This is a genomic window from Mongoliibacter sp. (genome assembly GCF_007692705.1).
Classification (GTDB): Bacteria; Bacteroidota; Bacteroidia; order Cytophagales; family Cyclobacteriaceae; genus Mongoliibacter.
In genome coordinates, this window is record NZ_REBN01000191.1 from 1 (window position 1) to 15,956 (window position 15,956).

General features: G+C 39.1%; 10 protein-coding genes. All 10 read right to left on the reverse strand.

Annotated elements, in window-relative coordinates; genetic code table 11:
• Window positions 1-212: 212 nt before the first annotated feature.
• Window positions 213-1,613, reverse strand: coding sequence for a sulfatase (locus tag EA341_RS13270; RefSeq protein WP_293015357.1), 1,401 nt, complete (start codon window positions 1,611-1,613; stop codon window positions 213-215).
• A gap of 6 nt (window positions 1,614-1,619) precedes the next feature.
• The gene (locus EA341_RS13275; RefSeq protein WP_293015359.1) at window positions 1,620-2,753 is read right to left on the reverse strand and encodes a glycoside hydrolase family 43 protein; all 1,134 of its coding nucleotides are present in this window, start codon (window positions 2,751-2,753) and stop codon (window positions 1,620-1,622) included.
• A gap of 337 nt (window positions 2,754-3,090) precedes the next feature.
• Window positions 3,091-4,113: a UDP-glucose--hexose-1-phosphate uridylyltransferase gene (locus tag EA341_RS13280; protein ID WP_293015361.1), complete on the reverse strand. Its 1,023-nt coding sequence runs from the start codon at window positions 4,111-4,113 to the stop codon at window positions 3,091-3,093.
• A gap of 30 nt (window positions 4,114-4,143) precedes the next feature.
• Window positions 4,144-5,292, reverse strand: a complete 1,149-nt coding sequence (galK, locus tag EA341_RS13285) for a galactokinase (RefSeq protein WP_293015364.1) — start codon at window positions 5,290-5,292, stop codon at window positions 4,144-4,146.
• Between the two features lie 10 nt (window positions 5,293-5,302).
• Complete coding sequence (galE, locus tag EA341_RS13290; RefSeq protein WP_293015367.1) at window positions 5,303-6,304, reverse strand: UDP-glucose 4-epimerase GalE; 1,002 nt, start codon at window positions 6,302-6,304, stop codon at window positions 5,303-5,305.
• Window positions 6,305-6,419: 115 nt separating this feature from the next.
• Complete coding sequence (locus tag EA341_RS13295) at window positions 6,420-8,039, reverse strand: hypothetical protein (protein WP_293015370.1); 1,620 nt, start codon at window positions 8,037-8,039, stop codon at window positions 6,420-6,422.
• A 29-nt stretch (window positions 8,040-8,068) separates the two neighbouring features.
• Complete coding sequence (locus tag EA341_RS13300; protein ID WP_293015372.1) at window positions 8,069-9,157, reverse strand: formylglycine-generating enzyme family protein; 1,089 nt, start codon at window positions 9,155-9,157, stop codon at window positions 8,069-8,071.
• A 153-nt stretch (window positions 9,158-9,310) separates the two neighbouring features.
• Window positions 9,311-10,729 carry a sulfatase gene (locus tag EA341_RS13305; protein WP_293015375.1) on the reverse strand — a complete coding sequence of 473 codons (1,419 nt, stop codon included), beginning with the start codon at window positions 10,727-10,729 and terminating at the stop codon, window positions 9,311-9,313.
• The gene (locus EA341_RS13310; RefSeq protein WP_293015378.1) at window positions 10,719-13,952 is read right to left on the reverse strand and encodes a glycoside hydrolase family 2 TIM barrel-domain containing protein; all 3,234 of its coding nucleotides are present in this window, start codon (window positions 13,950-13,952) and stop codon (window positions 10,719-10,721) included. Before EA341_RS13310 ends, EA341_RS13305 begins: the two co-directional genes overlap by 11 nt.
• Before the next feature lie 12 nt (window positions 13,953-13,964).
• Entirely contained in the window at window positions 13,965-15,482 is a 1,518-nt protein-coding gene (locus EA341_RS13315) for an arylsulfatase (RefSeq protein WP_293015381.1), read from the reverse strand.
• Window positions 15,483-15,956: the final 474 nt, after the last annotated feature.

A 15,956-nucleotide genomic window follows, 5' to 3' on the forward strand; every position in this document is an offset into this window, starting at 1 on the left:
ACCATAGCCCAAGTCATCCATATAGATGACAATAATATTGGGATTCTCCTGATGCGTCAGTTTACCTTGGCTTTTCTCTTGACAATGTGTTGAGTAAAGTGCAACCATAAAAATTGAAACCAATACTAAAATTCTATTTTTCATCATAATTTCTGAGTTTTAAGGGTTTAAAAATTAACATAGTTAACTCATCGTTCTCAATCCAATTCCGCTTAATCCAGTTCAGGCTGTGTAAGCTGATATTCTTTATCATAAAGGTCCAATTGAACTCCTCTCCAATAGGGCCCTTCCTGAAACAATGGATTAGGCAGGCTGATATCCCATGCACCAAGTTCCTTTAAGAGCTGGTTTGTGATTGTCAGATTTTCAAGTGAAACATTATTTTGTTCTGAAATATCCCTTGAAAGGTCAAATAACATTGGTAGTCTATCAGGAATTCTGACCAGCTTCCAATTTCCTTTTATAATCCCGGCACTGATCGTGAATCTCCACTTTAAGGTTTCATGTGGGATTTCTTCAGTTTGATTTGTCAAAAATGGTAAGAGATCGACTCCATCAAAACCATCCGATTCAGTAATATTGATACCTGCCATCTGTAAAAAAGTAGGCGTGAGATCCAAAGAAGAAACGGCATTTTCATAAACTTCACCTTTTGGTAAAACACCATTCCATTTCATCATAAAAGGAACTCTTATTCCTCCCTCCAGTAATATCCCTTTTTGCCCGTTAAAAGGAGCATTATTAGAGGAGTTTTGGTCTACAGGTCCTCCATTATCACTTAAAAAGACAATTAATGTGTTGTCACTTAGCCCATTTTCATCAAGTGCTTCAACTATCCTACCTACATTGATATCCAGGCGGTGTACCATAGCCAGATACGTTCTACGTTTTTTATCTTCAATGTGGGAAAAAAGTTTCAAATCCTCCTCAGTTGCCTGTAATGGGGTATGCGGGGCATTGAAGGAAGCAAATAGAAAAAAAGGTTCGTCTTTATGTCTTTCTATAAAATCTACACATTCATCACCCTTATCATCAGTAAGGTACGTGATTTCTTGTGGTTTTTTGTAATTGCTCAAAATAGGACCTAGGTACCCTTTCCCATTCTCTTCACTTCTGAAATAATTATGTCCTCCATTCAAATAACCCCAGAATTCATCAAACCCCCGATTTATAGGGTGAAACTGTTCTTTTGAACCGAGGTGCCATTTCCCGATCAAGCCTGTAGCATAGCCATTTTCCTTTAGTCTTTCTGCTACAGTAACCTCATTCACCGGCAGCCCTGCATATTCCGGATCAAAACCAGGCACATTTTCAGACAGGTTATTATCATAGCCAAACTTTACTTGGTTCTTTCCTGTAAGCAGGCCTGCCCGGGAGGGACTGCACACTGCTGATGAAACATATCCCTGGCTGAAGCGGACTCCTTCACCAGCCAAAGCATCAATATGGGGAGTCTGAATCTGAAAGCTTCCATTTACGCTTAAGTCAGCATATCCAAGGTCATCTGCCAAAATCAGCACAATGTTTGGCTTTTGGCTGCTGGTCTGGGAGTGAGCTGTCTGACAAAACCAAAACAACAACCCTAGGGTAACAATCATTTTTACAGCGTCCATAATTAGCTAGTTGTCAAAAAAAGTAAGATCCCAACTGTCATACCATCTGATAATGGGCCTCTCTCCTTCAAATTCTATTGGCAACCAGACATATTTTCCATCTATAGGGTTTTTCGGTGTCCAGCGGTCACCGATATAAATAAATGCATTTTCCCTATCCTTGACAGGAAGAACATAGGTGCTTTGGGACTTAAAAGTAGTTCTCATTTGCTCCTCTGTACCTACAACCGGATTACCCAATGGCTCCCAAGGTCCCATAGGGTGATCTGCCACTGCAGATCGGCCTGGATTGGGATCCCAGCCTGTTAAACCTGAGGATATCATGAAATATTTCCCATCTTTTTTAAATACTGCAGGAGCTTCATTTTGCTGACCAGGAAGTACCCTGGTATAATTGCCTGTGAAATCCAAATAATCATCTGTCAACTCTGCAACATGTAAAGTTTGATTTCCCTCAGAGGAATGAATATGGTACGCTTTCCCATCATCATCCACAAATAGTGTCATATCTCTGGCCATCTGTCCCTTCTCAAAATCCCTTCTCAAAAACAATCCTTTTTCGACTTCTTCAAACCATTCATCTGATCTCCATTCAAAATCATCAGGATCTGCATCTCTTGTTTTCAGACTGTCAGGGAAATTTGAAGGCCAGATTCCTGGGTTAGGATTAACACTTTTTACATAAGTATATGGCCCCGCTACATTATTACTGACTGCTAAACCTGTCATTGCTGCTTTATAGCCCTGACCTTTTAATTCATGGTGAAACCACATGACGAATTTCCCTGTCTTTTCATTGAAAATCACCTTAGGCCTTTCAATCACACAACCTTTAACCAATAGGGAGGTGGTGTCTTCATGAACTGCCAATGCAACCCCTTTATTTTCCCAATTGTATAAATCTTCAGAAGAATAAACACTTACCCCAACCTGTGCCTTATTTCCTTCACTACCTTTTGTTTTGATCTCTCCAAACCAATAATAAGTATCATCGTGAATCAAAAACCCTCCTCCGTGGGCATTGATATGAACACCTTGGTCATCTTTCCAAGTTTCTCCGGGATGAAAATCCTCGTGCTGACCATAAACTGTGAAAGATAAAATCATTGCACAGAAAAGGATTGAAAATCTCAATTTCATAATATTTCAGGTTTTATTTCTTGATTTTTACTATTGTGGATCAATATTTATCGGTTTACATCCTGTTCCAGCAAAACTGACAGTTTACCTCGAATGCTTTATTATTCTAAAATTAAGTGTATAGGATTTACTTAACATGGAGAAAAAGTCAAAGTGGATGGACAATTTTGTTTTTCATTTGTTTATCGTTTGCTTGACATTGGTATAATGGCTTAGCCTTTAGAATATATAATGTTGAATTCTCATTTCCTATCCAAACTATCGGAGCAATACCTAAAGCATACCTGATGTTTGATTTGGCAATAATTTATCTCTGTTCGATCCAATTCATAACGTTTCATAGCCCCCTCAAGACAGCAGCTGCCTTTTCAGCTGTAAGGTCCCTTTGGGGATCGGCCAGCATTTCATAGCCCACCATAAATTTCTTCACTGTGGCTGATCGCAGCAAGGGAGGATAAAAAACCATATGCAGGTCCCACTCAGTATGGGTTTTATCATCTGTAGGTGACTGGTGGATACCAGCAGAATAGGGAAAGGAAACATCAAAGAGCTTATCATATTTCATGGTCAGGTTTTTATAGGCATCCGCAAAATCATGTATACTGGCCTCATCCATCGCTTTAAGTGAAGGCAGATGATTTTTTGGGGCAATCATGACTTCAAAAGGCCAAACAGCCCAGAAGGGAACAATTACCGCAAAGCTTTCATTCTCATAAACCAGTCTATCCTTCAAGCTCAGCTCTTCTTTCACATAATCGCAGACCATGCTCCTTCCCGTTCTATTGAAATATTCCAGAAAACGTTCCTGCTTTTTGGCAGGTTCATCGGGCAGACTTTCCTGTGCCCAAATCTGCCCGTGTGGGTGTGGATTGGAACAACCCATCACTTCTCCTTTGTTTTCAAAAATCTGAACATGATTTATAAAGGGCAAACTTCCCAGTTCCAGGTATTCCCGTTGCCATGTCCTGACAACTTCAGCTACCTTCATTAAGGGAAGGTCGGGAATGGTTTTGGAATGATCAGGGGAAAAGCAAACCACTTTGCAAATCCCTTTTTCGCTTTTAGCCCTGAAAAACTCCCCTACCTCGTAGTCTCCTTCTGGGACATCCGAATTAAGGGCTCCGAAGTCATTCCTGAATACAAATGTTTCTGTATAGTCTGGGTTGATTTCTCCTCCTACTCTTTTATTGCCGGGGCAGAGAAAACATTCTGGATCATATGAAAGACCTTGACTTTTTACTGTCTTTTCCTGCTGCCCCTGCCAAGGCCTATTTGACCTGTGTGGGGAAACCTGAACATAGGATCCTGTAAAGGGATTGTATCTCCTGTGGCTATGCTGTTCAAATAAAAACTCACTCATAATTGTAGTGTGGTTATTCAATTTGTTTTTTTAGATAATCCTGGCCCCATCGATAACATTTACCTCATAAACTCCAGGTTTCCTCCCAAAAGCCGTTTCAAAAGACTGCCTAAGTTGTGATATGGATTTTTCTTTACCCTTATTGGCAATGAGGTTCAATGTACAACCACCAAACCCTCCTCCCATCATTCTTGCTCCGTAAACTGGTTTTAACCGCCGGGCCGACTCAACGAGCAAGTCAAGTTCGCAACAACTTACTTCATACAAGTTGCTCAGGCCCTCATGGGAGGCATACATCAACTGTCCGAACTCTTTACCCAGACCTGATCTCAGATAAGCTCCTGCACGAATTACTCTGTTGTTTTCTTCCAGCACAAAGCTGCATCTGTTATACACTTTTTCAGTCAGTTCATTTTTGGAATCTTCAAGCATTTCCATTGTGAGTTCCCGAAAACTTGAAGCTTTTGGATGCTTTTTCCGGATAGTATTAAGGCCTTCACAACACTCTTCTCTTCTTTTGTTATATTGAGAATTGCCAAGACTATGGCTCACTTTGGTATCCAGCAAAACAAAGCCGCAGTCTTTGAGGTCTAAGGGAAGATATTCATACCGGAGGCTTCTGCAATCAAGGCGCATGGCATTATCTTCTTTCCCCATAATAGAGGCAAACTGATCCATGATTCCGCATTTTACTCCGGCAAACTCATGCTCTGCTTTTTGCGCTATACTTATCATATCATTTTCAGAAATTTCATTGCCTGAAAGTCTGCTGATCCCAAGTACGGCTGCACATTCTAGGGCAGCTGAGGAAGACAGACCAGACCCTATTGGAATATTGCCACCGAAAACCGCATCAAACCCATTGAATTCAAGGCCTTGGTTTCTCAGTCCATCCATCACACCTATTATGTAATTTGCCCATCCTGTATTTGTCGGTCTCAGGCTATTTTTTAGATTTACCTCAACAGCCTCTCCCATATCCAGTGAAACCAGTTTACAGGAATCTGTTCCATTTTCTGCAAGTGCCATGAAAATCCCTCTGTTTATGGCTGCAGGCAGTACAAAACCCGAATTATAGTCTGTATGATCTCCGATCAGATTGATCCTTCCAGGTGCAAAAACCATAAGCGGTTCTTTGAGGAACTGCTCTCTGAAAATTCTTTTAATTTTATCTTTCACTTTCAATTCCTTATTTTTTGTATTTGCCTTTATTTGGTCCGTTTTCCCAATTCCAGGCAGACTCAATGATTTCTTCCAGCTTTTTTATTTCAGCCCTCCACCCCAACTTTTCTGCTGCCTTTTCCACGTTTGCGACCAAGGATTCAGCATCTCCTTCTCTTTTGGGGGCAAAAGAAAACTCCACTTTCAAGCCTGTAATTTTCTCTACTGTATTGATCACCTGCAATACCGAATACCCTTGGCCAGTTCCGAGGTTGAATGCTGTGGATTCATATCCGTTATCAAGATATTGGAGTGCCTTAAGGTGGGCTGTGGCAAGGTCTTCCACATGGATATAATCCCTAATGCAAGTACCGTCCAATGTAGGATAATCGCTCCCAAATACTTTTATAGCTTGTCTCTCCCCCTTCGCTTGCTGAAGCACCAAGGGAATCAGGTGGGTCTCGGGGTTATGATCCTCACCTATATCCCCATCTCTGGCGGCTCCCGAGGCATTGAAGTATCTGAGAAATACAAATTCCAAACCATAGGCCTTGTGAAAATCATTTACCGCCTGTTCAAAAAAGTACTTGCTCCTTCCATAAGCATTCAAAGGCTGTTGGGGATGAGCCTCATCCATGGGGATATATTGTGGATTCCCATAAGTGGCACAGGTACTTGAGAAGACCAGTTTCCGGCAGCCATACTTCATCATAATATCCAGCAATATCAACCCGCTGGTGAAATTATTTCGGTAGTACTTTTCAGGATTATTGACTGATTCACCCACATAGGTATATGCTGCAAAATGCACTACCGCTTCGAAATCATATTCCTCAAAAAGCTCAACCAAAAGCAGTTTATCACCAATGTCCCCATTGATAAATATACAGCCTTCATCCAGGCTCAAAGCGTCCAGATGTCCGTACTCCAAATTATCAAGTACAATTATCCTGTATTCTTTGGAAGATATCAATCTACAGGTATGTGATCCGATATAGCCTGCTCCTCCCGTTACAAGTATAGTTTTCATGGTTTAATCATATTTGATTTGATTCATTAAATAAAGAAGTGACAGTAAACCTTACTGCCACCTCTAACCCTAATCAATCTATTTTTTCATTCTATTCAATCATTGAAGCAATTAATCAGAATAAATCCCTCCAGGTATTGGCTACTCTTAATCCACCTATAAGCATTTTATTTCTAGCCTGCGCTTCCTCAAGAATAACTTTTTCCATATCTCTTTCAACTCCGGAGGTAACCACTGTAATTAAAGGTTCAGGTTCATCCATTGGCACGGAATCCCCCTGTTCAAATAAGAATATTGAGCTTTCGTCATTTCCAGGCCCATCTTTTCTCTCGTTCTTGAAAACAATCAGATAGGTTTTTCCTACCTCTATGGCATCTTCCTCAAAGATAGTAGAAGGGGGATTTGGATATTGGACACCCAGCGAAGCTGCTCCACCTTCCTTTACTTCAATTATTATTCTGGTATTGAACTGGGAAAATCCATTCCCATTGGTATTCCAATTCCCCAGATTCACAGGACTGCTTCTTGCATCCATAATATTTTCTTCCAGTTTTACCATAAACGAAACATATGTAGTGGTAAACTCAGAAATGATATTGTCGTTTTCATCAGAGATTACATAATTTTCCAAATTCCTTGAAATGTTATCATCAGTGGCATTGGTACCGTCATGAAAAAGCCTTACAGAACGTCCAATACCACTACCCGAATACCCTTCAAACTCCAATATTTCATCTGTAAGGGCAATACCATCTCTCTCAGGCCTGACTGCAATCCATTGGTCAATCGAAACTTCCTGGTTAGTGGAAGTCGAACCTGAATTCGGTAGTGCAGGAAGCCATTCTCCAGTGTAATCAAAATCCTCAACCCATTGGATGGTGTTTGCATCTGGGTTTTCAATCGCAATTCCTGTTACTGAAAGTGATGCTAATGAAGGTGCTTCTTCAGTCAAGTGTTCTATCAAACCCACAACTAATCCAAATTCAAGCACCGAAGGGGAAAACTTCACATACACAGTTGTTCGACCTTCATCAAACTCTTCATCTGGGAAGGTTAATGATTCCTCAAATTCACCGGTTGCTGTTTTGCCGATTTTAAATCCATTGGGGGCATTGATCTCAATATCTGATTCGATGGAAATTTTAGTAAGTTCATAACTTAAGACTTCAGAGTCTTCCAATTGCATGACTTCTCCAAAATCCAACAAATCGATGTCTAAAAATATTTCAGGATCCGGTACAACATCAGTATCTATAATATTAAAAAACAAAGTATTTCTTTCTCCTGCTATCAGACCTTCGGCCATGTTGGCAATTCTCAATGTGACAGTTTTATTGCCGTCAATTATTTCATTATCTATAGTAGTCATGGTAAAAGACACCTCTGTATCCCCCCTTTGAATAGGGATTTCAATTACCGAATTTTCAAGAGGTGGATTAGATACAAAGTCCTCTCCATAAACTACTTCTGAACCTAAAGTAACATCTAATGTAATCACATTATCAATGGAACTTGCAGGCTCTATTGTCAACTTTATTTCTCTTTCCCCTGCATCTTCCAAATGAGAAATACTACTGGTTTGAAAGGTAACCACTGAAGGGTTGGGTGTTTCTTCTAGGGTGCACGACTGCCCGAACATGGCGATTATTGTAAAGGCAAATAGTTTTATTGGGACTGATGAAACTTTCAATCTGCTGCTTAAAGCATTCATTTGTTGTAGATAAAATTTTCGCATATCCGGTTAGGTTAAATGGTTTATTAATTTTAAAGTTGATTATCACTGACACACCTAAAGCCAATATTGGAAGTTCCTGAATAAATGTCCTGTCCTCTTCTTGCACTTGGTCTGTAATTCACGCAGTAGTCATCTGAACACAGGAAAGACCCTCCTTTAATCACCTTTTCAATAGCATAAGGATTTTCGGGATTAAAACACTTGGAAATAGCCGTATCGAGTTCAGGCAATTGTTTTTGCAACCTTTTATATGCTGCGGCATCATACCAATCTGAAGTTATTTCCCAAACATTTCCGATCATATCATACAACCCGAATTCATTTGGAGGAAAAGATTTTACAGGTGCAGTTCCTGAAAATCCATCTTCCATTAAATTCAGGTGAGGAAAATCACCTTGAAAAGTATTTGCATTATGCACCCCTCCTAATTTCAGCTTATTACCCCAAGGGAATCTACTGTTGGATCCAGCTTTTGCCGCATATTCCCATTCTGCTTCCGTAGGCAGTCTTTTTCCTGACCAGTCTGCAAATGCTTTTGCATCTTCATAAGCAATATGTACTACCGGGTGATCGTCTTTACCGACAATATCCGATCCCGGACCATTCGGATGTTTCCAGTTCGCACCTTCTACCCAATTCCACCAATTTGAAATATCTTTCATATCAACCTGAGATTCTGGTGCCACAAACACCAGGGAACCGGCAACAAGCAAATCTTCTGAAGGTTTTGGTGTATTTGGAGGAAGCTGCAATTTCATTTCTTCCCAGTCCGGAGCTTTTTCGGCTACGGTTATATATCCTGTTTCTTTCACAAAAGTTTTAAATTCAAGGTTGGTTACTTCGGTGATATCAATCCAAAATCCATCTATTTTTGATGACACAGCCGGTCTTTCATCCGGGTAAGATTCCATATCATTGGTCCCCATGAAGAACTCACCCCCCTCAATCCATACCATACCCTTCGGTTTTTCATCAAGCCCGATTTTCCCTTCAAGCCCTATAGGTTCCGCATTCATTTTAACGTTACTGAAATCTTTATTTTCTGTTGATTTCTCACAGGAAACCGTGCTAATCAAAAACAGGTATATTAAGATTGTTTTTAAAGCTTTTTTAACCATATCGACTTAACTTCAATAGATCAAAATTATATCATGGTTGAAAAATGAATTATCAAAAAGCATTCAGATGTTCTTAATCTTTAATCAAAACAAAAAAAACCTTCTACTAATCAAGTAAAAGGCCTGTTTACCTATAAAAAATCAATGAACGGGTCAATCAGGTTTTGAATACTTTGGGTTTAGCTTTTTGGGAATTGGCGCTTGATGGTATTCTTGAAGCTGCTTGAGTTTAAATAACATTTCTGCAAGAATTTCAGGCTTATTATTTTTTAAGTTAATTTTTTCAGAAAGGTCATTTTCAAGGTCATACAATTCCAATCCATCATCTTCAAAATACTGATGGAGTTTCCAGTTTCCAGAAATTAATACAGAACCTGGCCTAGTTCTGAAAAGTGGATCCCTAGCCTGGTCCAATTCAGAATCATATGCCTGCAAGTAAATAGGAAAATGAAAAAACAGATCCCTCTCGATGGTTTTTCCTTCAAATAGAATCGGCGACAAATCTATCCCATCCAAATCATCAGAAACATTTCCTGCTCCAATGATTTTTTGAAAAGTTGGGAATAAGTCAAGTTGCGAAACCGGTGTTTGGGAACTGATTCCGGAATTAATCGTATCCGACCATTTGATAAGCAAAGGAACTCTAATCCCTCCCTCATAATAACTTCCTTTTCCAGCCCTAAGGGGATCTTGATTGCTTATGGCTCTAATCCCACCATTATCCGAAGTAAAAACTACAACTGTATTTTTTTCCAAGCCCAATTCCTGTATAGCTTTCATCAACTTACCTACATTTTCATCCAGAGACTCTATCATTGCGGCATACTTTGGGTTATTTTGCCCTTCTCCACCTTCCTTATTTTTATATTTTTCCACTAAATGTTCTTTTCCCATCAAAGGGGTATGGACTGTATAAAAAGGAAGGTAAAGGAAAAACGGACTATCTTTATTTTCCTTTACAAAAGCAATCGCTTCCTGGGTAAGCCTATCTGTCAGGTATTCTCCTGTAGGTCCATCTTTTATATTGGGAATATTATAAGGGCTGAAGTATCCTTTCCTTCCTGGGTTTCCTTGAGGTCCACCTCCTACATTAATATCAAATCCATGCTTGAAAGGATCTTCTGAAATATGCCATTTCCCAAATGTCCCGGTTCGATATCCATTGTCCTTAAACATCTTCCCCATAGTATATAAATCATCGGAGATAAACTTTTTATTGGGAGATGGAATTAACTTCCTTGTTTTTGGGTCACCACGGTCAGCAGGATGCACAGTAAAAACCCCATGTCTTGAAGTCTGCAGGCCGGTCATCAAACTGGCCCTTGCAGGAGCGCAGTTCGCAGCTGCTGCGTAAGCATTATAAAATACCATAGACTCCCTGCTTAGTTTATCAATATTCGGGGTTTCGTAAAATGAACTCCCCATGTATCCCAGGTCTTTCCACCCAAGATCATCTACATTAATGACCAATACATTTGGTTTTGAGTCATTTCGTTGGGCTTTGGAATCATTTCCGACCATTACCAAACAAGCAACAAATGCGGATACAAGATATTTAATTTTACCTAGCATAATAGTTGGTTATTGGGTCCCTATAATCAATCGGTTTATAGCCAACAGGTTTATACTCATTTTTAATAAACTCCTCCAATCTTTGTTCTCCCTTGACGACTTTAATCTTAAATGAATAATACTGATCTTGAGACCGAACCAGGTACTCAGTATGAGTTTGGGCTCTCCAACTGTTATCACCCCCTACACCCATTTGCATGAGATCAATATTCAGGTAGATATTCTCACTTTTCTCTACTTCGTGAATGTGCCTGACTTCTTTTTTATTCTTTTGACTAAAAGAGTTTGAACTATAATGCTGGGCATTCCATGAAAATTCTGGTAGGCCGATAATCATTATGCCAAGTCCCTCTTGATCACTTAATTTTAATAGACGTGTATCTGTTCTATAACCATTTTCCTGAGGTCTCACATAATTATGGAATAAGCTATCCACAGCTGTTTCGTTCAATCCCACAAATGCTGAAGATTTTCTATCTGCATAATTCTCATGTGGCCCTCTGCCATACCATTCAACCTGAGTAAAACCAGGCTGTAACACCATTTGTAAACCCATTCTTGGCATATCGGGAACTTTTACGTGAGGTGCTACCAAATAGGCGTTATCAACTTGAATATGCCCGTCAGAAGTAAAAGTATATTTTATATTAAACTTTGATTTTGCCTTTGGGATGCTGTTGAAAACATTAATAACGATTCTTACATTTGAATTTTCGGCGATTTCCACCTTATCGCATATTTTTTCCTGCCCTGCATCTCTCCACAAAGCGGCCCTATTTTGAAGTCCATTTCCAAAATCATTGTCTGTAGGGTTTCTCCAAAAGTCAGGTTTAAAACCTGAGTGTATGAATTCTTTTCCATCTGCTTTCAAAGAAACTATTTCACCACTTTGCTTTGATATTGACATCTCAAAATTGGTGGATATAACTTCAATATTTGATGAAGTTTCATTTAGCTCCAAGACCCCTTCGACGATTCCAAAATCTCTGTCTGCATGATAATCCATTGGAAAGTCCAGTTGAACTGATGCCTGCTCGTAACCCGCTTCTGACCACAGTTGATTATCCTTTTGCTTAATATAGAAATTCAAGAAATATTCTTTACCGGCGATTTTCACAAAATCTGCAGGAATTTTCAATTCCTTCTTCTCTCTGGGGTCCAAGTCTACATTAAGATTTCCAGACTCAATCACGATACCATTTTCCTGAATTTCCCAGCTTAGTGAAAATTCATTGAGATTTTTAAAAAAGTACTTGTTATAAATTTCAACTGTTAAATTATCTTGATCCAACCATTCCACAGCAAGATTTTGGTATACTTTTTTCAATTCAAATGCGTGAGGATTCAATTTTCTGTCCGCAGTCACGATTCCATTTAGGCAAAAGTTGTTGTCATTCCTGACAGAGTCAGGTTCAAAATCTCCTCCATACCCAAAGAAAGTATTCCCCTGGTTATCCTTCTTGTAAATTGCCTGATCTACCCAATCCCAAACAAAACCTCCCTGTAGCACATCATATTCTTCTATTAAGTCCCAGTAATCCTGGAAATTCCCCAGACTGTTTCCCATGGCATGGGCATATTCACATTGGATCAGGGGCCTGTAGGTATTGGGTTGAAGGGCGTAATTTTTCATCAGCTCTATGGAGTAATACATAGGCGCAAAAATATCAGTATGTGATTTTAAGTTTGCCTGTTCAAACTGCACGGGTCTATTGTCAACCTCTTTCAGGTAGGCATATGCTTTTTGAAAATTCACTCCATCCCCTGCCTCATTACCCAACGACCAGATGATGACAGAAGGATAATTCTTGTCTCTTTGATATACTCGTTCTATCCTATCCATATGGGCCAACTCCCATGAAGGATCATCTGAAATATGATTGTCATGGCTATACTGTGCCTGTTTGGCAGCCCCTAAACCATGGGATTCTATATTTGCCTCATTTACAACATACAATCCATAACGATTACAGAGTTTATACCAATAGGGGTCATTAGGGTAGTGGGCTGTCCTTACCGCATTGATATTGAGTTGTTTCATCAGTTTAATGTCTTCCTCCATAGATTCCTTAGGAATATAATGACCGTATTCTGGATGATGCTCATGTCTGTTTACTCCTTTTACCAGAACCGGTTCACCGTTCACCAATAGCTGGGAATTATTAATTTCCACAGACCTAAAACCCACTTCTTCTTTGATTACCTGAAGCAGGTTCCCACTATTGTCAAAGTGTTTTATCAAAAGATTGTATAAGAATGGTTTTTCTGCCGACCACTTATTGACATCGGGAATATGTAGGTTCCAGTTTTCCATATTTTCTGATCCAGCATTTAAAGAGATATTCAAACTTGATTGTCCGATTTCAATGTTTGAAGCAGGGTCAGTTAAAGAAAATTCCACTTTTCCATCAAGTCTTTGCTTATCGTTATTTTTAAAGGTCATTTTTAAATCAAACTCCCCGTCTTTGTATGCATTTGAAAGACCTGCTTGGATTTTAAAGTCTTCTAAATAAAGCTGGGGAGTAGCATAAAGGAAAACATCTCTTTTAATACCACTCAACCTCCAGAAATCCTGTCCTTCAAGGTAGGACCCATCAGAAAATCTGTAGACTTCAACAGCCAACTGATTCTCACCTGATTCAATAAATTCGGTTATATCCCATTCTGAAGGAGTTTTAGAACCTTGGGAATAACCGATTTTTTTACCATTCACCCATAGGTACATTGCTGATTTTACAGCTCCGAAATGAATTACCACGCGCTTGCCAATCCAATCTTCAGGTATTATAAAGTTTCGTTTATATGAACTTACAGGGTTCCAGTCATGGGGGATTTGTGGTGGCTTGGGATTACTGGTAAACTCAAAGGGGTGGTTTACATAAATAGGAAAATCAAAACCCTGCATTTCAGGATTACCTGGGATTTCAATTTCATCCCAACCTGAAATATCGAAATCCTCCTTATAAAAATCTTTGGGGTTTTCAGATGGGTTTTTAGCCCAATTATATGCCCATTTACCATTCAAACTCAAATAATAGTCTGAAGTCACGGGATTGTCCCTCAAGGCTTTTTCTTCAGTATCAAAAGGGATATAAAAGGCATGTGGATCAATTTTATTGATTCCTACAACAAATTGGTTTTCCCAATCTTTAAGTTTTTCTTGGCCAAAAGAAAAAGTAATTGACCCCAAAATAACAGCACTAATCAGTATAAATCTTATCATTTCAAAAATTGTTTAATCAATAATCACTATGTCTGTGTCTTCTTCCCCTTCATGAGCGAAAAGCGGAAACACAGGGTTGGTAGTATGTGATTCCTCCATAATATTTTTTAATTCTTCCACTATTTCCGGAAACTCCATTGCTAAATCATTTTGCTCAGATGGGTCATTTTCAAGGTCATAGAGTTCCATAGTAGTTCTACTGGCGTTTCTTACCTGAAGCTTTACAGCTTTCCATTTTCCCATTCTTACAGCCTGTTTACCTCCCTGTTCTACAAATTCCCAGTAGAGGTATTGGTGCTGTTTTTGATTTTTCTGATTGACTAAAGTGGGTAGAAAAGAAATTCCATCTATATCAGGAAGCTCTCCGTATCCTACAATATCTGCAAGGGTGGGTAAAACATCCCAAAATGAGGATATATGGTCTGTGGTAGATCCAGGAGAGACCTTACCTGGCCATTTAACTATAAACGGTGTCCTAATTCCTCCTTCATAGAGGTCTCTTTTATAGCCTTTATATGGCCCATTGCTATTGAAGAAGTCAGGATCATTACCTCCCTCTTGGTGTGGACCATTGTCACTTGCAAACATGATAATTGTATTTTCTGATAGACCTAGGGCATCTACCTTTTTTAAAATTTCCCCAACGTACAAGTCTATTCTCTCGACCATTGCAGCATAGGTAGCCCTAGGATAATCCTGTGACTGGTATTTGATTATCTCCAAATCTGGACCATAATCCGCTCCCTCTTTCCCAATATATGGTTCCTCGTCTCCAAATCTTTCTCTGTATTTCTGAAATATTTCATCATTTGGCACTGCCAGTTCTGCGTGTGGTGCGACCAATGGAACGAACATAAAAAACTGTTCATCTTTATTTGATTCCAAGAACCCCATGGTTTTGTCATGGATTACATCCTGAGCGTATACCTCCTTTTGGGTCCAGTCATTTCCTTCCAGGGAAAATTTTTGCTGATTTTCCCACAAATACTCAGGATAATACCTATGAGCCATTCTTTGACAGTTATACCCAAAGAAATAATCAAAGCCTTGATTTTTAGGGTCACCCGGAGTATCTATAAACCCCAGGCCCCATTTCCCAAAAGCTCCTGTTGTATAACCTGAAGCTTTCATTAGTTTACCTATTGTAAACACTGAGTCCGGCATTGCCTCCTGCCCTTCAGGTTCCAACTCTTTGTTTCCTCTGATCGGGGTATGACCGGTGTGAAGACCGGACAGCCAAGAAGATCTTGATGGGGCACAAACCGTACTGCCCGTATAATGATTGGTAAACACCATCCCCTGTTGGGCAAGTTTATCCAAATTTGGCGTTTCAATCTTATCCTGGCCGTATGCACCAAGGTCGGCATATCCAAGATCATCTGCCAGAATATAAATTATATTGGGTTTTTGAACCTTCCCTTCTTCTACTATATGTTTTTTATCTTGGGTGCCGCAGGCAAGAAAAATAAAAAAGCAAAAGAAACAATGGGCTATACCTATGACTTTTAAATTTTGATTATTTCTATACATTTCAATGAAATTAAATTGATATGATTCAAAACTACCTCTTAAGAGTAATTGACATTCTTGCTTATTATTCAAAATGTATAAAAATCCATGTTTTTCCACCACTGGAAAAGCGGCAGTATACCTGATTAAAAGTGGAATGAATTTAAAATAGGATTCACCTTGTGATCCTTGATTTTTTAATTGGTTGAAGGATATCTAGAATGTAAAAAGATTGAAAGAATAAAAATTTCCTACGGGTATCCTCTTAGTATATTCTCAAACCATTAAATCGTTGAATAGAATTTCAGTACCCGATACTTTTTATAATAATTGAATAAAAATTAATAAAAATTTATACTATTCATACTTAATTTTGTTAAACATAAAATTTCATACAAATATTAATAATAATCTTTGATTAGCGAGATGATAGAAATAGAAAGCACCCTTTTACAGCCATTAAATCAAACTGTAGTAGGAATCCATAAAGAATAC